At 41.5% G+C, this 17,075-nt stretch carries 15 protein-coding genes and 2 tRNA genes; 2 read left to right on the plus strand and 15 right to left on the minus strand.

Annotated features, from left to right (window positions below):
- Positions 1–238 precede the first annotated feature (238 nt).
- Positions 239–2,278: a bifunctional diguanylate cyclase/phosphodiesterase gene (locus AB4153_RS01875; protein ID WP_248954921.1), complete on the plus strand. Its 2,040-nt coding sequence runs from the start codon at positions 239–241 to the stop codon at positions 2,276–2,278.
- Positions 2,279–2,393: 115 nt separating this feature from the next.
- Here the strand turns inward: AB4153_RS01875 and rpsO are convergent, their stop codons facing one another.
- The 14 genes from rpsO to rlmE all read right to left on the minus strand — a co-directional run bounded on the left by rpsO (position 2,394) and on the right by rlmE (position 15,825).
- A complete protein-coding gene (gene rpsO / locus AB4153_RS01880; RefSeq protein ID WP_055023715.1) occupies positions 2,394–2,663 on the minus strand; it encodes a 30S ribosomal protein S15 in 270 nt (89 codons plus the stop codon).
- Positions 2,664–2,789: 126 nt separating this feature from the next.
- Positions 2,790–3,734, minus strand: a complete 945-nt coding sequence (truB, locus tag AB4153_RS01885) for a tRNA pseudouridine(55) synthase TruB (RefSeq protein ID WP_248954919.1) — start codon at positions 3,732–3,734, stop codon at positions 2,790–2,792.
- Positions 3,734–4,174 carry a 30S ribosome-binding factor RbfA gene (gene rbfA / locus AB4153_RS01890; RefSeq protein WP_371996166.1) on the minus strand — a complete coding sequence of 147 codons (441 nt, stop codon included), beginning with the start codon at positions 4,172–4,174 and terminating at the stop codon, positions 3,734–3,736. Before rbfA ends, truB begins: the two co-directional genes overlap by 1 nt.
- Positions 4,175–4,235: 61 nt before the next feature.
- On the minus strand, positions 4,236–6,884 hold the full coding sequence (infB, locus tag AB4153_RS01895) for a translation initiation factor IF-2 (protein ID WP_102526897.1): 2,649 nt from the start codon (positions 6,882–6,884) through the stop codon (positions 4,236–4,238).
- A gap of 25 nt (positions 6,885–6,909) precedes the next feature.
- Complete coding sequence (nusA, locus tag AB4153_RS01900) at positions 6,910–8,409, minus strand: transcription termination factor NusA (RefSeq protein WP_102526896.1); 1,500 nt, start codon at positions 8,407–8,409, stop codon at positions 6,910–6,912.
- Positions 8,410–8,438: 29 nt separating this feature from the next.
- On the minus strand, positions 8,439–8,894 hold the full coding sequence (gene rimP, locus AB4153_RS01905) for a ribosome maturation factor RimP (RefSeq protein WP_102526895.1): 456 nt from the start codon (positions 8,892–8,894) through the stop codon (positions 8,439–8,441).
- A gap of 170 nt (positions 8,895–9,064) precedes the next feature.
- Positions 9,065–9,141: transfer RNA gene (locus AB4153_RS01910), tRNA-Met, on the minus strand.
- Positions 9,142–9,223: 82 nt separating this feature from the next.
- A tRNA-Leu gene (locus AB4153_RS01915) sits at positions 9,224–9,308 on the minus strand.
- A gap of 101 nt (positions 9,309–9,409) precedes the next feature.
- Entirely contained in the window at positions 9,410–9,742 is a 333-nt protein-coding gene (gene secG / locus AB4153_RS01920) for a preprotein translocase subunit SecG (RefSeq protein ID WP_102526894.1), read from the minus strand.
- Between the two features lie 4 nt (positions 9,743–9,746).
- The gene (gene tpiA / locus AB4153_RS01925) at positions 9,747–10,529 is read right to left on the minus strand and encodes a triose-phosphate isomerase (protein ID WP_102526893.1); all 783 of its coding nucleotides are present in this window, start codon (positions 10,527–10,529) and stop codon (positions 9,747–9,749) included.
- A 169-nt stretch (positions 10,530–10,698) separates the two neighbouring features.
- Positions 10,699–12,093 (minus strand): phosphoglucosamine mutase, encoded by a 1,395-nt coding sequence (glmM, locus tag AB4153_RS01930; protein WP_371996168.1) that lies wholly within the window; start codon positions 12,091–12,093, stop codon positions 10,699–10,701.
- A gap of 69 nt (positions 12,094–12,162) precedes the next feature.
- A complete protein-coding gene (folP, locus tag AB4153_RS01935) occupies positions 12,163–13,002 on the minus strand; it encodes a dihydropteroate synthase (RefSeq protein WP_229368962.1) in 840 nt (279 codons plus the stop codon).
- A 180-nt stretch (positions 13,003–13,182) separates the two neighbouring features.
- A complete protein-coding gene (gene ftsH / locus AB4153_RS01940) occupies positions 13,183–15,141 on the minus strand; it encodes an ATP-dependent zinc metalloprotease FtsH (protein ID WP_248954917.1) in 1,959 nt (652 codons plus the stop codon).
- 54 nt (positions 15,142–15,195) lie between these two features.
- Positions 15,196–15,825, minus strand: a complete 630-nt coding sequence (rlmE, locus tag AB4153_RS01945; protein ID WP_102526889.1) for a 23S rRNA (uridine(2552)-2'-O)-methyltransferase RlmE — start codon at positions 15,823–15,825, stop codon at positions 15,196–15,198.
- Positions 15,826–15,915: 90 nt separating this feature from the next.
- On the opposite strand from rlmE, the gene yhbY reads away from it, so the two are divergent.
- Positions 15,916–16,215, plus strand: a complete 300-nt coding sequence (yhbY, locus tag AB4153_RS01950) for a ribosome assembly RNA-binding protein YhbY (RefSeq protein WP_055023703.1) — start codon at positions 15,916–15,918, stop codon at positions 16,213–16,215.
- A gap of 153 nt (positions 16,216–16,368) precedes the next feature.
- Here yhbY and greA read toward each other — a convergent pair whose 3' ends face one another.
- Positions 16,369–16,845, minus strand: a complete 477-nt coding sequence (greA, locus tag AB4153_RS01955) for a transcription elongation factor GreA (protein ID WP_102526888.1) — start codon at positions 16,843–16,845, stop codon at positions 16,369–16,371.
- Between the last annotated feature and the right edge of the window lie 230 nt (positions 16,846–17,075).

A 17,075-nucleotide genomic window follows, 5' to 3' on the forward strand; every position in this document is an offset into this window, starting at 1 on the left:
ATGAATAGATAACCTAACAAGATTCCACTGTTTGAAACACCATTTTTATTTGAACAAAAATAGCCTATTGATATAAGTTGTAACAGCTATAATTAATGACTTTTAATGTTATTTTGTCTACAGTTAGTTGTTGTTGTCCCTAAATAAAAATAACACATTAAATGAGTTCAACATGTTAAATGCACCAGTTACCCATAAAAGCTGTGATTATTTAATAAAAACAAATGGAATCGTTTGAATGACGCAAAGGTTTAAGTCACTGACATGGAAGCAAACAAACTTAGTTGTATTTACTGCTTTGTTTTTTGCGATTGCCATTTTTGTCGTCGAAATTGCATTAGTTGTTGTCACGACTAAGCAGCAACTTACCGCTTCGCAAGAAGAGTTGCTCAACTCAGTAGAACAAACTGCCTCTAATGCTGTCTGGGCGTTAGACGATAAACAAACCGAACAAACACTCGAAGGTATTATCAAGATTGATAATATTAGCTCAGCTGTAATTACCCTTGATGACGGCAGTTTATTTGTCACAGCTAGCAATAAGCCTAAGTTGTTTTCAGAAAACTATGACAACTTAAGCCATTTCCTGTTCAACGATTTAAACGAAATATCACGTCCTTTATATAGACCATTCTATTTCGAAGGGAACAAAAAACAGCAGCTTATTGGTACGTTAACCATCTTTTACGATACACAAGAGATGACTAACAACCTGTTTAATCAACTTCAATTAGGCTTTATTGCTACTCTCGCTCGCGCCTTATTGCTGACGTTGGTACTGACCATTGTATTCCATCGGTTCTTGACTCAACCGATTGCAAGGATCAGTGAAGCCATAGATAAAATTGATCCTGATTTACCTGATGAAAACTTATTACCTATGTCTGCAGCCCATAAAGATGATGAGCTAGGGCTAGTTACATCGAAGTTTAACCAAATTTTATTACAGTTTAGCCAAACACAAAATAAACTTAGAAAGATGGCAACCAGAGACCCGTTAACCAGCTTACCTAACCGTACCTTGTTACTGGAAACTCTCAATGTCACGATTCAGCGTGCTAGAGTTCACAAAAGACATTTCGCATTATTGTTCATTGATTTAGATCGCTTTAAAAACGTCAATGACTCATTAGGTCATGCGATTGGTGATCAGTTTCTTGCCCGCGTTGCCCGCATATTAGAAACTGTTGTCGGCGATAGAGGCAGTGTTGCCAGGTTAGGCGGTGATGAATTTGTCATTGTGGCTGATGATATTGAAACCCCAGATCAAGCTGCAGACTTTGTCGATAAGCTCCTACTACAACTCAATACCCCAGTGCAGCTCAATGAACATGCGATACACCCTGCGGCTTCGATTGGTATTTCAATCTATCCTGAAGATGGCCCTGGCGCAGAAGATTTAATTAGACACGCTGATATTGCCATGTATAGCGCTAAAGCGGCTGGTTCAAACCAATGGGCCTTCTTTAAACAACAGATGACAGAAAATGCCGCAGTTAGGTTAAAGACCGAAGCATCACTTCATGACGCACTAAAACACAATGAATTCTTACTCTATTTTCAACCTAAATTAGATTTAAGAACCAATCGAGTCATTGGCTGTGAAGCGCTTATCCGCTGGCAAAAAAATGGTGAGCTTATATCACCAATGTCATTCATCCCCATTGCCGAAGAAACTGGGATTATTATCCCTATCGGAAGATGGGTGATTGAGCAAAGCTGTAAAGTTATCCGCGAGTGGGAAAAGAAATACAACTACGCTATCCCAATAGCGGTGAACGTCGCTTCACAACAATTTGCTGATGCCAGCTTGGTTTCTGACATCAAGCAATTAGCTTTACGCTACCAAATACGCCCTGAGCTACTTGAGATAGAGATAACAGAAACATCTTTGATGAATGATGTAGATCAGGCAATTGCTAAGCTTGAGCAGCTAAAGAGCGCAGGATTCGGTATTGCCGTGGATGATTTTGGTACCGGTTATTCATCCTTGTCTTATCTTAGACATTTACCAATCACAACCATGAAAATTGATCGTGGTTTTGTTTCCGACTTACCCCATGATGCAGCAATAGCATCAACCATCTTAATGTTAGGTCAGCAGCTCAATTTAGATATTGTTGCAGAAGGTATTGAAAACGAAGAACAGCTTGAATGGTTACAACAACATAACTGTCAAATCGGCCAAGGATTCTTTTTCAGTAAGCCTCTGCCGCTGGAAGAGTTTGAATCTAAATACCTAACAGAAATGCCGATACAGCAACTCGAGCAAGTTTAAGCACTTTCACGTTAAACATTTCGGTAAATTATACCTAATAAAAAAGGAGGCATAAGCCTCCTTTTTCACGGTTTGAATTTGAGTATGTTAACCATGCCCAAATTAAACGTCGATATTAACGACGTAAACCTAACTTCTGGATAAGAGCAGTATAACGAGCTACGTCTTTACGCTTTAAATAAGCAGTAAGTTTACGACGTGCGCTAACCATACGTAATAGACCACGACGTGAATGGTGATCATGGATGTGCTCTTTGAAGTGACCTTGTAGATGGTTAATCTGCGCAGTCAATAAAGCTACTTGTACTTCAGTAGAACCAGTGTCGTTTTCGCCACGGCTATATTCAGCTACGATAGCAGCTTTTTGTTCATTACTTAGTGACATATTTATCTCCAGAAAAAATTAAATTAACTCTAGCCAATCACTAACTCAGCCAGAGGGGGCGACATTCTAACTATATTCAGACACTATCGCAATAAAAAACACAGAACAGTTAATAAAAGCTGTTAACTAATCTGCGCTATGATCAACAACCAAACGTTTAGGTGCTAATAAACCATCATCATTCATGGTGCCGATGCCGATAAACTGACGGTCTTCACCAGATGTCATCCGCACTAATACATCAGGTTCTAACCCTGATGCTTGTACAGGTTGACCTTGCATAATGTATTGCACACTTTCCTCAGGTAAATTAACCTCAGGGAAGTTCGCAACCGCTGTATCCATTGGCAGTAACAGCTCATCAAGTACGGTAAAAGTAGACTCATCTTCTTTATCCGTTCCTTCAGCAAGCTCTGTTAACTGCTCAATCGTAACCATTTTGGCATAAGGATATTCAGCGACTTGGGTACGTCTTAACATGGTGACATGCGCACCACACCCAAGCATTTCGCCTAAATCATCAATGATTGTTCGAATATAAGTGCCTTTAGAGCAATGAATATCAAGGGTTAAATCATCACCTTCAAGGCTCACAAATAACAATTCAAAAACCGTTATAGGTCGTGCTTCACGCGGAACTTCTATCCCTTCACGCGCATATTTATATAAAGGCTGACCTTGATGTTTCAAAGCTGAAAACATTGAAGGCACTTGCATGGTATCACCACGAAAATGCTCTAATGATTCATCTAATAGTGCTTGAGTAAACTTAACCGGACGGATCTGAACCACTTCACCATCTGAGTCACTGGTATCAGTTCTTTCACCTAACTTAGCAGTTACCAAGTAACGCTTATCAGCATCGAGAAGATGCTGTGAGAACTTTGTCGCTTCACCTAAGCAAACTGGCAGCATGCCAGTAGCTAAAGGATCAAGCGCACCTGTATGACCCGCTTTATTAGCGTTATAAAGACGTTTGACGCGTTGCAAAGCATGGTTAGAACTGATGCCAGTACCTTTATCTAACAGTACAATGCCATTAATAAAACGACCTTTGCGACGACGAGCCATTAATCTTTATCCTCAGGTTTTTCTTCAGATGCGTCAACATCGTCAGGTCCAAACTCTTCATGTCTTGCTTTGTCTTGCTTAGCTTTGTCTTGTGTAATCACTTGGCTAACTAAGTTAGACATGCGCATCCCTTCAACAAGCGAGCTGTCATAGACAAAACGAAGCTCAGGCATAACACGCAATTTCATGCGACTAGCAACCAAGGTTCTTACATATGGTGCCGCAGCGGTAAGCGCTTCAATTTTTTGATCGACTAATTCTTGATCTTCTTCGAAAAAAGTAACAAATACTTTCGCAAAGCTTAAATCACGAGAAACATCAACATCGTTAACGGTAACAAAACCGATACGTGGATCTTTCATGTCACGCTGTAAAATCATCGCTAACTCTTGTTGGAGTTGCTGTGCAATACGGCGAGTACGACTAAATTCTTTTGCCATAACATTAATACCTTATAGCTTTGTATAAATAAAAAAGGCGGCTAACGCCGCCCTTTCTGTGTTACAGCGTTCTGGCCACTTCGACCGTCTCGAAGACCTCAATCTGATCGCCAACTTTGACGTCATTGTAGTTCTTCACACCGATACCACATTCCATGCCGTTACGAACATCGCTAACGTCATCTTTAAAGCGACGTAGCGACTCAAGCTCACCTTCGTAGATTACTACGTTTTCACGTAGAACACGGATAGGAGCACTACGTTTGATGGTACCTTCGGTAACCATACAACCCGCAATAGCACCAATCTTAGGCGACTTAAATACATCACGTACTTCAGCAAGACCAATGATTTGTTGCTTGAATTCAGGAGCAAGCATGCCCGTCATTGCCGCTTTAACTTCATCAATCAAGTCGTAAATTACGCTGTAGTAGCGTAAATCAACACTTTCAGCTTCGATGGTCTTACGCGCTTGTGCATCAGCACGAACGTTGAAACCAACCATGATTGCATTTGAAGCAGCTGCTAATGTCGCATCTGTTTCAGTTAATGCACCAACGCCACGAGCAATAATGCTAACTTTAACTTCGTCAGTAGACAGTTTAGTTAATGAATCACAAATTGCTTCAAGTGAACCTTGAACGTCTGCTTTAAGTACAATGTTAAGCTCTTGTACTTCGCCTTCAGTCATGTTGGCAAACATGTTTTCAAGCTTAGATTTCTGCTGACGTGCTAGTTTAACATCACGGAATTTACCTTGACGGTAAAGTGCAACTTCACGCGCTTTACGCTCATCACGTACAACAGTCGCTTCATCACCCGCTGATGGCACACCAGAAAGACCTAAAATCTCAACTGGAATTGAAGGACCGGCTTCAGTGATGCTCTTACCATTCTCATCTTTCATTGCACGGATTTTACCGTACTCAAGACCACATAGAACGATATCACCTTGGCGTAAAGTACCTTCTTGAACAAGAACAGTAGCAACTGGGCCACGACCTTTGTCCAATTTAGATTCAATAACAACACCTGCTGCCATACCTTCACGAACAGCTTGAAGCTCTAATACTTCAGCTTGTAAAAGAATGCCTTCAAGTAACTCATCGATACCAGTACCCGCTTTAGCTGAAACGTTAACGAACATATGTTCGCCGCCCCAATCTTCAGACATAACACCGTGTTGAGCTAGTTCACTCTTAACACGTTCTGGATCCGCTTCTGGCTTATCCATTTTGTTAACGGCAATGATTAACGGTACGTTACCGGCTTTAGCATGTTGGATTGCTTCAATCGTTTGTGGCATAGCGCCATCATCCGCAGCAACAACCAATACAACGATATCTGTCGCTTTAGCACCACGAGCACGCATTGACGTAAACGCCGCGTGACCAGGAGTATCTAAGAAGGTGATCATGCCATTGTCGGTTTCAACATGGTATGCACCAATGTGCTGGGTAATACCACCGGCTTCACCGTCAGCAACTTTTGCACGACGAATATAATCAAGTAATGATGTTTTACCGTGGTCAACGTGACCCATGATAGTTACTACAGGAGCACGAGTCTCTAGTACAACATCATCTTCATCACGATCGCCCAGTACTTGATGCTCTAATTCGTTTTCACGAAGTAGTACCACTTTATGGCCCATTTCTTCTGCAATCATTTGCGCAGTTTCTTGGTCCAAGATTTGGTTGATCGTTACCATTGAGCCCATCTTCATCATTTGCTTGATGATTTCAGTGGCTTTAATTGACATACGTGATGCCAATTCTGCAACAGAAACGGTCTCACCGATACGGATCTCGCCTTTTACTACAGCAACAGGCTTGTTGAAACCATGTGCCATTGATTCAGGAGCAGTACTCTTGTTACGCGCATGGTTGCTACGGTTATCACGACCGCCTTTACCACCACGTTTCTTGTTGTTGCTCTTGTTACGAGCACGACGTCCACGCTTCTCATCAGCAGCATCTGAAGTATCTTCAGCTGCACGAGCCGCTTTCGAAGTAGTGATATGGTGGTCACTATTTTTCTCAGCTTCAATACGTTGACGTTCTTCTTCAGCCCAACGCTTAGAGTTTTCTTCAGCAAGCTTACGAGCAGTTTCTGCAGCTTGCGCCGCTTCTTCTTTCTGCTTTTTAGTCATTGCTTCTTCTTGCGCGGCTTTAATGCGTTCAGCTTCAGCTTTTACTGCTGCAGACTCTGGGTCTTCAGCTTTAGCTGGTTTAGCTTCAGATTTGGCTTTAGCTTCAGCTTCTTTTTTAGCTTTCGCTTCAGCGTCTGCTTTAGCCTTAGCTTCTGCTTTAGCTTTATCTTCAACAGCTTTCGCTTCTGCAGCAGCTTTTGCTGCAGCTTCAGCTTCTTGTTGTTGCTTAGCTTGTTCTTCAGCTTCTGCAGCTAGCTCACTATCATCACGTTTAACAAAAGTACGTTTTTTACGTACTTCTACTTTAACGTCTTTAGATTGTCCGCCACCTGCATTTACACTTAAAGTAGAAACGGTTTTGCGTTGCAGAGTCATTTTTTGAGGCTCTTTATCGCCGCCGTGCTGCTTCTTTAAATGGTCTAGCAAAGTTTGTTTCTCTGTTTCAGAAACATTGTCAGCTTTACTTTTCTTAATTCCTGCTTCGGCAAACTGTTCAATCAGTCTGTCTACATTCTTGCCCACTTCCGCGGCCAATTTATCTATACTTGTATCTGCCATCAATTAAATCCCCCTGTTGATCGACTTATGCTTCTTCGCCAAACCAACAGATATTACGGGCAGCCATGATGAGCTCACCTGCTTTTTCTTCTGTCAATTCTTCAATATCGATTAAATCGTCAATTCCTTGTTCTGCTAAGTCTTCTAAGGTCGACACACCTTTACTTGCAAGAACATATGCTAAATGCTTTTCTAAACCATCTAACGCTAATAGATCAGCAGCCGGTTCAGCACCATCTAGTGCTTCTTCCGTTGCTAATGCTCGAGTCGAAATAGCTGCTTTTGCACGTTCACGCAATGCAGCAACAATATCTTCATCAAAACCGTTAACTTCTAACAGTTCTGCTTCTGGTACATAGGCAATTTCTTCTAAAGAGGTGAAACCTTCTTCAGCAAGAACAGTTGCAAAATCTTCGTCAACATCTAAAGTTTCAACGAATAAGTTTACAATTTTAGCGCTTTCAGCTTGATGCTTAGCATTAAGCTCTTCCACTGTCATGACGTTAAGTTCCCAACCCGTTAACTGAGTTGCTAAACGAACGTTTTGACCATTACGGCCAATAGCTTGCGCTAAACTGTCAGCTTCAACAGCAATATCCATTGAGTGGTTGTCTTCATCAACAATGATAGAAGCAACGTCAGCAGGAGCCATTGCATTGATAACGTACTGTGCTGGATTATCATCCCACATTACGATATCGACACGCTCACCGCTTAATTCGTTAGATACAGCTTGTACACGTGCGCCACGCATACCAACACAAGCACCAATTGGATCGATACGCTTATCATTAGTTTTCACTGCGATTTTAGCGCGAGCACCTGGGTCACGAGCAGCGCCCATGATTTCAATCATCTCATCTAAAATTTCAGGTACTTCAACTCTGAATAATTCGATGATCATTTCAGGCTTGCTGCGAGTTAAGAATAACTGTGCACCACGTGCTTCTGGACGTACTGCATATAGCAATGCACGAACACGATCACCTGGACGGAAAGATTCGCGGCTGATGATGTCTTCTTTGTAAATAACGCCATCAGCATTATTACCTAAATCAACAACGACACTTTCACGGGTGCTTTTCTTAACAACACCAGTAACAATTTCGCCTTCACGTTCAATGAACTGTTCAACGATTTGTGCACGTTCAGCTTCACGTACTTTTTGTACGATAACTTGCTTAGCTGTTTGCGTTGTAATACGGTCGAAAACAACTGAGTCAATTTCATCTTCGATGAATTCGCCAGGTTGAATTTCTGGTTCTTCGTAACGTGCAGCTTCTAACGTAATTTCGCTGTATGGGTTTTCTAAAGCTTCACCTTGGTCATCGACAACCATCCAACGACGGAAAGTGTCGTAGTGGCCAGTTTTACGATCGATAGCTACGCGAACTTCAATTTCGCCTTCATACTTTTTCTTAGTTGCTGTGGCTAGAGCAATTTCTAGCGCTTCGAATATTTTTTCGCGTGGGACGGCTTTTTCATTTGATACCGCCTCTGCGACTAGCAGAATCTCTTTATTCATTATGTCTTGCCTCGTTCACCTTGAAACTATCAAAACTTCGCAATAACGTTGCCTTTACGCACATTATCTAAAGCCACAATCAAATCTTCACCATCTACATTAATCGTTAGCATTTGCCCTTCGATTGATGTGATAGCACCTTTTAAATTACGACTACCTGCAACAGGCATCGTTAACTGTACTTTTGCATCTTCGCCAATATATGCGGCGTATTGCGCAGCCGTAAATAGTGGTCTATCTACACCTGGCGATGAAACTTCTAGTGTGTATTCTGTCGAGATTGGGTCTTCAACATCTAGAACAGCACTAACTTGGCGGCTGGCTTCAGCACAATCTTCAATATTGATACCACTTTCACCATCAATAAATACACGTAATATTGAATGACGCCCTGCATGGACAAACTCAATACCCCAAAGTTGAAAACCTAGCGCTTCAACAGGTACTGTCAGCATTTCTGTCAGTTTAGTTTCTAATGTTGCCAAAAATGACCCCCAAAAACGAAAAAAAGGGCAAATAGCCCTCGAAAAGTCCGTAAAATCACGGAGTTACTAAGCTCCATATAACAGAAAACCCCGTAATAACGAGGTCTTAAATATAGAACCTTTTAATTGCCTTTACATTGCACTACTGCAAATAAGTAAAAACAATAAGCTGGTTGCGGGGGCCGGATTTGAACCGACGACCTTCGGGTTATGAGCCCGACGAGCTACCAAACTGCTCCACCCCGCGACAACTTGCGCAATTATATTAACTTACGTCTTTGCTTGCAATATTTAATCAAATTAACTTCAAAATGATTAATAAAATTTAGTGGTGCGGATGGTGGGACTTGAACCCACACGACCTAAGTCACCAACCCCTCAAGCTGGCGCGTCTACCAATTCCGCCACATCCGCTTACTACTAAATTTTTGCAGTCGTTATCATATTTAATTGAGGAAATTAAGATAACTCAATGACTGCGGTCTTACTTTATTTGCTTCTTTTTAAGAGGCAAATTAATCAGGGATTTCAGTCTCTGATGTTTCGGCCTGTGTAGGAGCTTGTTCAACTTGCTCTACCGCAGAACCTAAATCGTTCCAAGCATCATCTTTTTTAGAATTGTTTGCGCTTAAGTTACCTAAAGTAAGGCTTAAAGCGAAAAAAGCAATAGCTAAAACAGCTGTGCTTCGGGTCAGGAAATTACCTGCACCGTCTGAACCGAATAGCGTCCCTGATGCACCAGCACCAAAAGAAGACCCCATATCAGCTCCTTTACCTTGTTGAATTAAAATTAGTCCTACAAGACCAATTGCTACAACCAAGTAAACTACAATTAAAACTTCATACATAATATTAAGCGCTCATCGCAATGGAACATAAACTTAAAAACTCGCTAGAATTTAAGCTAGCTCCGCCAATCAATCCACCATCGACATCTGGTTGGGCAAATATATCTGCAGCATTTGATGGAGTCACACTACCACCATATAAAATGCGAATATTTTCTCCAATAAATGGAGACACTTCAGAGAGTCTATTACGAATAAACGCATGAACTTCTTGCGCTTGCTCTGGAGTTGCACTTTTACCAGTACCTACAGCCCATAAAGGCTCGTAAGCGATAATGGCATTATCAAAAGCCATGGTGCCATTCTTTTCGATAACAATGTCTAACTCTTCTGCAATCACTTCAAAAGTTCGTCTTGCTTCACGAGCTGGACCTGATTCTCCAACACAAAGAATCGGCGTTAAACCATGTTTTTGTGCTGCAGCAAATTTCTCTGCAACGATATTACTTGTTTCGCCGTACATACGACGACGCTCGGAATGGCCGATAATCACATATCGACATCCTGAATCTTTTAGCATTTTACCGGAAATTTCACCAGTATAGGCACCGAAGTCGTGTTGACTCAGGTTCTGTGCGCCCATTCTTACAAGCGCACCATCTAAGGTTTGCTTATTTGCTTCAAGCAGCTGTCTAACACTTTCAAGATAAATTGAAGGTGGACATAAAACTACTTCTGCAGAATCATTTTGGAGCTTAGTAGCAAACTTGGTGAATAATTCTTGCGCTAAAGGCGCACTACCATTCATTTTCCAGTTGCCAGCTACCATAGGACGTCTAAGTGCCATTACTGTCTCCTTTGAAAGCGGCGTGAATAATAACGAACCGCCAAACAAGTTACAATAGCTAAGTCAGGAATATTTGTCATAACATGACAGAATGTTGCTTTTTTACGCGCTGACTTTAGATATTAATAAATAACCAAATAATAAATAAAAACTGCTGTCGATTGTATATTCAACTTTGCTGCAAGCCTACCTTTTTAACCACATCTGCAATTTGATTTGCATAGGATGTGACAAGGTCAATATCTTGGCCTTCAACCATGATCCGAATGAGTGGTTCAGTTCCTGATTTTCTTAATAAAACTCGGCCAGTTTTACCGAGCTTAGTTTCGACATCATGTTTTATTGATAACACAATTTCTGATTGAAGTGGATTTGAATCACCTTCAAAACGGACATTGACTAATACTTGCGGTAACATTTTTAATGGCGAAACTAATGCAGCGATAGAAGCTTGTTGATTTTGCATCGCAGCCAGCATCAAAATGCCTGCCACAATCCCATCACCTGTTGTGCCGTGATCAAGGTTCAATATATGACCTGAATTTTCTCCGCCTATGCGCCATTCATATTGTCGCATTAACTCCATCACGTATCGGTCACCAACGTTAGAACGAACAAAAGGCACATTAAGTTCTGCCAAAGCTAATTCTAAGCCAAGATTTGACATCAAAGTGCCAACTACACCGCCTCTGAGTTCATTGTTTTTTATGGCATCACATGCAAGTACATAGAGAATTTGATCTCCGTCAATCACATTGCCTAAATGATCAACCATCATGATCCTGTCGCCATCACCATCTAATGCAATACCCACATCAGCCTGATGTTTTAGCACTTCATCGCAAATAGCCTGCATTGAAGTCGCGCCAACATTGTCATTAATGTTCAAGCCATTAGGTTGAACACCTATGCATATTACTTCAGCACCGAGTTCTTGAAAGACACTCGGCGCAATATGATAGGTCGCGCCATGAGCACAATCGACCACCAACTTAAGGCCATTAAGGGTTAATTCAGCAGGGAAGTGCCCCTTACAGTATTCAATGTAACGTCCAGCAGCGTCATCTATTCGAGCAGCTTTACCTAATAGGTGGGATTCAACACAAACTAGCGGCTTAGTGAGTTCTTTTTCGATTTCAAGTTCGAGTTCATCATCAAGTTTACTGCCATTAGCAGAAAAGAATTTAATACCATTATCAAAATATGGGTTATGAGAAGCACTAATGACTATGCCTGCTTCAGCTCTAAAAGTGCGAGTCAGGTAAGCGATAGCCGGTGTCGGCATTGGGCCAACCAATAGCACATTAAGTCCTGCAGCAGACAATCCCGCCTCTAGTGCCGATTCAAATAAGTAACCAGAAATGCGAGTATCTTTACCAATAATGACTTTCTGGGTACCACTGCGTGAAAGCACCCTGCCCGCAGCCCAACCTAGTTTTAAAGCAAGCTCTGGCGTCATCACTCCAGCGCCTACTTTCCCCCGAATACCATCGGTGCCAAACAGGTTTCTTTGTTGCTGTTCTTTATCTTGCTGCTCTTTATTTTGTTGGTTATGGTCCTGCATTAGTACCTCACATTAAGTGAATCAACACTAATTTAACCTATTTAAATCGACAACGCTTAAACCGAAACTTTACTGATGTAAACTGGCCATGGTCGCTGACATAACCTTAAGTACGTCAACGGTTTCTTTTACGTCATGTACACGTAAGATCTGTGCACCTTGCTGCGCTGCAATCATTGCCCCAGCCAAACTCCCAGCTAAACGTTCATTAGTATCGCGTTGCAGTAAATCGCCAATCATGCTTTTTCTTGATAAGCCAATTAATACTGGTAAATGTATACTGTGAAGCTCAGGCAGTTTCGCTAACAGCTGATAATTGTGTTCAAGTGTTTTACCAAAACCAAAGCCAGGATCTAAAATAATATTTTCTCTCGGCATACCTGCGGCAAGGCAATAATCCACTCGTAAGGATAAAAACTCTGTCACTTGTTGCATCACGTCCTCATATTGAGGCGCATCTTGCATGTTTTGTGGTTGGCCTTGCATATGCATTAAACACACTGGGACATCTAAACTTGTTGCCATGGCTACTGCACCTGGCTCTTGTAATGCACGTACATCATTAATTAAGTGTGCACCCGCAGCAACTGCTTTTTCCATCACTTCAGGTTTACTGGTATCGATTGAAATCCAAACATCATGCTGTTTAGCCGTGTATTCAATCACAGGGATAACGCGAGATAACTCTTCCTCAACAGATACAGCTTCTGCACCCGGTCTTGTTGACTCACCACCGATATCAACAATCAATGCGCCTTCTGAAACCACTTTATCAATCTGAGCGCAAGCTTGCTCTACGGTGGCGTGCTGGCCCCCATCAGAGAAAGAATCAGGAGTCACATTGATAATGGCCATAACCACTGGGCTAGTTAGCGATAAGGTTTTATCACCAGATTTAATTTCAAACACACAACCTCACTCAAATATTTTCAATACTGACTCTTCATAGAGCGCTATCTCAAATAATACGGCTCTACAAAAATTACACACTAATAAGTCTCTTTATAGAAATATGACTTATATATGACACTAGTTCAACAAATATAAAAAAACCCCTTTCGGGGCTTTTTAAAACTTCAAATCAGCAACTTACTTTGCAGGCGATTCGTCAGTTTTCGGTTCCGTATCTGGCTTTTCAGCAGATGGCTCTTCAGTCGTTTCTTCAGTTGAAGTCGCTTCAGGCGTTACCGGAGTGCCTTTGTCTTGATCGTCCATAGAGTCATCAGCTTGCCAATCAGCTGGTTGACGCACTTCACGGCGATTCATTAGATCATCAATTTGCTCTGAATCAATGGTCTCATACTTCATCAATGCATCTTTCATTGAATGAAGAATATCCATGTTATCAGTCAAATATTGATTTGCACGTTCATAGTTACTGTCGATTAACTGTTTAACTTCTTGATCGATTAGACCAGCAGTTTCATCAGACATATTCTTAGATTTCGCCATGCTACGACCTAAGAATACTTCGCCTTCATCTTCAGCATATAAAACAGGACCTAATTTCTCAGAGAAGCCCCACTGAGTTACCATGTTACGCGCAATTGACGTCGCATACTTAATATCTTGCGATGCACCAGTAGAGACTTTCTCGCCGCCGTAAATTAACTCTTCAGCTAAACGTCCGCCATAGGCTACTGAAATTTGGCTTTCAAGTTTACGTCGGCTTTGGCTAATTGCATCTGCTTCAGGTAAGAAGAATGTCACACCTAAGGCGCGGCCACGTGGAATGATTGTCACTTTATGCACAGGGTCGTGCTCTGGCACTAAACACCCCACAATCGCATGACCTGCTTCATGGTAAGCAGTCATTTCTTTTTCTTCTTCAGACATCACCATAGTGCGGCGCTCTGCACCCATCATGATTTTGTCTTTAGCACTTTCAAACTCTTCCATACCGACAACGCGGCGGTTACCACGAGCAGCAAACAAAGCAGCTTCGTTAACTAAGTTAGCTAAGTCAGCACCAGAGAAACCTGGCGTGCCACGCGCAATAACGCTAGCTTTAACGCCATCACCTAATGGTACTTTGCGCATGTGAACTTTAAGGATTTGCTCACGACCACGAACGTCTGGTAAGCCTACGACTACTTGACGGTCAAAACGACCTGGACGAAGTAATGCAGCATCTAACACGTCTGGTCTGTTTGTCGCAGCAATGACAATAACGCCTTCATTACCTTCAAAACCGTCCATTTCAACCAACATTTGGTTCAATGTTTGCTCACGTTCATCGTGACCACCACCAACACCAGCGCCACGTTGGCGACCTACAGCATCGATTTCATCAATGAAGATGATACAAGGTGCAGACTTTTTAGCTTGTTCAAACATGTCACGTACACGAGATGCACCGACACCAACAAACATTTCAACAAAGTCAGAACCAGAAATAGTAAAGAACGGTACTTTTGCTTCACCCGCGATTGCTTTTGCAATCAGAGTTTTACCAGTACCTGGTGGACCCACGAGCAGCACACCAGTAGGAATACGGCCACCCAGTTTTTGGAATCGAGTTGGTTCTTTTAAGTAATCAACTAATTCTTTAACATCTTCTTTCGCTTCGTCACAACCAGCAACATCAGCAAAGGTGGTTTTAATTTGGTCTTCGCTCATCAATTTGGCTTTACTCTTACCAAATGACATTGCGCCTTTACCGCCACCACCTTGCATTTGACGCATGAAGAAAATCCATACACCAATCAGCAGTAACATTGGGAACCAAGAGATAAATATCTGGGTTAAGAAGCTAGACTCTTCAGCTTCCTGCCCTTTCATTGAAATCCCTTTACGATCAAGATCATTAATTAAATCTTGGTCATACATTGGCATAATAGTGGTGAACTTCTCTCCAGAACGTTTGATTCCTTCAATAGTTCGCTGGTCACTTTTGATTTCAACCGAATTGATATTGCCATTTCGGACGCTATCTAAGAATACGGAATAGTCCATCTTCGACGATGACGAAGAAGAGGGGGAGTAACCCTGAAAAACTGACATCAGCACAACGGCGATGACAACCCAGAGAATTAAATTTTTTGCCATGTCACTCAAATTTCTAGACCTCTTGAAGACCCACGATAATTAATCGTTAGACTACTATAACTTGTAACCAGTCGCCACTATATACACTTCACGTGAACGTGGTCGCGATGAATCTGGTTTTCGTGTTTTAACTGTAGTGAAAGCTTGTCGAACTGCTTTCATATATTCGTCAAAGCCCTCCCCCTGAAAGACTTTAACCGCAAAGCTACCATTAGGTGCCAAAACTTGATGACACATATCTAGTGCTAACTCTACAAGATACATCGCCCTTGGTTGATCCACACCATCTGAACCACTCATATTAGGCGCCATATCAGAAAGTACAACATCCACTTTATCCTCACCTACACGGTCAAGTAAAGCATCTAGCACTTTCTCTTCACGGAAATCACCTTGTAAAAAGTCAACTCCCACGATCGGATCCATTGGTAAAATATCACAAGCTACCAATTTGCCTTTTTCACCCACTAACTTAACAGCGATTTGTGACCAGCCACCCGGCGCGGCACCTAAATCAACCACTGTCATGCCTTGTTTAATCAGTTTATCTTTCTGTTGGATTTCTTCCAACTTAAATGCAGCACGAGAGCGTAAACCTCGCTTTTGAGACAATTTCACATAGTGATCGTCAAAATGCTCTTGCATCCATCGGCTTGAACTTGCCGAACGTTTTTTCGTTGCCATTTAAATTCCGTAACGATTTGGAGTTACATAAAGCTTATATAAGGGTAGAATAGCCGTTTTTCAACAGTAACATTCAAAAAGTTGGTACAAATGAACTTAACAACCAAACAAAAACAGCATTTAAAAGGCCTGGCGCATAACTTAAAGCCAGTAGTGCTGCTTGGTGCTAATGGTTTGACCGAAGGTGTGCTGGCTGAAATTGATAGTGCACTCACTCATCATGAACTAATAAAAGTGAAAGTAGGCTCTTCTGATAGAGAGCTTAAAAATGCTGTCGTTGACGCGATTATTCGCGAAACTCAATCAACCAAAATACAGCTTATCGGACACACCTTAGTTATTTTCCGTCAGTCTGCTGAAATGAAAGTTGCCATTCCAAAAGCAAAATAATTTCGTCAAACAACTTAAGGTCTAGGGTTCATCTTGCAGTCAATACGATTCAAATGTTCATTCTGACCTAAAAAAACCACTGTTTAGCAGTGGTTTTTTTATAACTATAAAATATCAATCTTAAGTCGTAATTAATATTGATATTAAATGCAGTTAGATATATTCAACCGCAGTAATTTCATACTCAGCTGTGCCGCCTGGCGTAGTGATAGCCACTTCGTCATCAACACTTTTGCCAATCAGACCGCGAGCAATAGGAGAATTAACTGAAATTAAATTCTCTTTGATGTTAGCTTCATCGTCACCAACAATGCGATAAGTCGATTCAGCATCAGTATCAACATTTAAAATTGTCACTGTAGTACCAAAAATCACACGGCCAGAATTTGGCATTGAAGTCACATCGATGATTTGAGCGTTCGATAACTTGCCTTCAATATCGCGAATACGAGCTTCACAAATACCTTGTTCTTCACGTGCTGCATGATACTCAGCATTTTCTTTTAAATCGCCTAATTCACGCGCTTCAGCAATTGCAGAAGTAATTGACGGGCGACGCTCAAATTTTAATTCATCTAATTCTTTACGAAGCTGCTCAGCTCCAATAATCGTCATAGGGACGGTATTCATAATGTCTTATGTCTCCTTTAAAAACAAAAGCACCCCGTGCCAACCTAAGTCAGCACAGTTAAATCTCGATTAATTCGCATAGCGCACGATCTTTACAACATAAATGTTTTAATGATGTGGTGTCTTGCGTTGAGGATGCATCTAATGATGATGGTCTAAGCTTACATAAGCTTGAGTTTAGTTACTAGTGACTGTCAAAAAATAGTAATAAAAAAGGCTGCACGAATGCA

It is taken from the genome of Shewanella sp. 10N.286.52.E4 (assembly GCF_041468785.1).
GTDB lineage: Bacteria > Pseudomonadota > Gammaproteobacteria > Enterobacterales > Shewanellaceae > Shewanella > Shewanella electrodiphila.

Bases quoted from the DNA above. Each gene is read 5' to 3' on its own strand.
- truB (WP_248954919.1), bottom strand. From the start codon at position 3,734: ATGGCTCGTCGTCGCAAAGGTCGTTTTATTAATGGCATTGTACTGTTA.
- infB (WP_102526897.1), bottom strand. From the start codon at position 6,884: ATGGCAGATACAAGTATAGATAAATTGGCCGCGGAAGTGGGCAAGAAT.
- rlmE (WP_102526889.1), bottom strand. From the start codon at position 15,825: ATGGCAACGAAAAAACGTTCGGCAAGTTCAAGCCGATGGATGCAAGAG.
- yhbY (WP_055023703.1), top strand. From the start codon at position 15,916: ATGAACTTAACAACCAAACAAAAACAGCATTTAAAAGGCCTGGCGCAT.
- tpiA (WP_102526893.1), bottom strand. From the start codon at position 10,529: ATGGCACTTAGACGTCCTATGGTAGCTGGCAACTGGAAAATGAATGGT.
- greA (WP_102526888.1), bottom strand. From the start codon at position 16,845: ATGAATACCGTCCCTATGACGATTATTGGAGCTGAGCAGCTTCGTAAA.
- glmM (WP_371996168.1), bottom strand. From the start codon at position 12,093: ATGCAGGACCATAACCAACAAAATAAAGAGCAGCAAGATAAAGAACAG.
- nusA (WP_102526896.1), bottom strand. From the start codon at position 8,409: ATGAATAAAGAGATTCTGCTAGTCGCAGAGGCGGTATCAAATGAAAAA.
- secG (WP_102526894.1), bottom strand. From the start codon at position 9,742: ATGTATGAAGTTTTAATTGTAGTTTACTTGGTTGTAGCAATTGGTCTT.
- rbfA (WP_371996166.1), bottom strand. From the start codon at position 4,174: ATGGCAAAAGAATTTAGTCGTACTCGCCGTATTGCACAGCAACTCCAA.
- AB4153_RS01875 (WP_248954921.1), top strand. From the start codon at position 239: ATGACGCAAAGGTTTAAGTCACTGACATGGAAGCAAACAAACTTAGTT.
- ftsH (WP_248954917.1), bottom strand. From the start codon at position 15,141: ATGGCAAAAAATTTAATTCTCTGGGTTGTCATCGCCGTTGTGCTGATG.
- rpsO (WP_055023715.1), bottom strand. From the start codon at position 2,663: ATGTCACTAAGTAATGAACAAAAAGCTGCTATCGTAGCTGAATATAGC.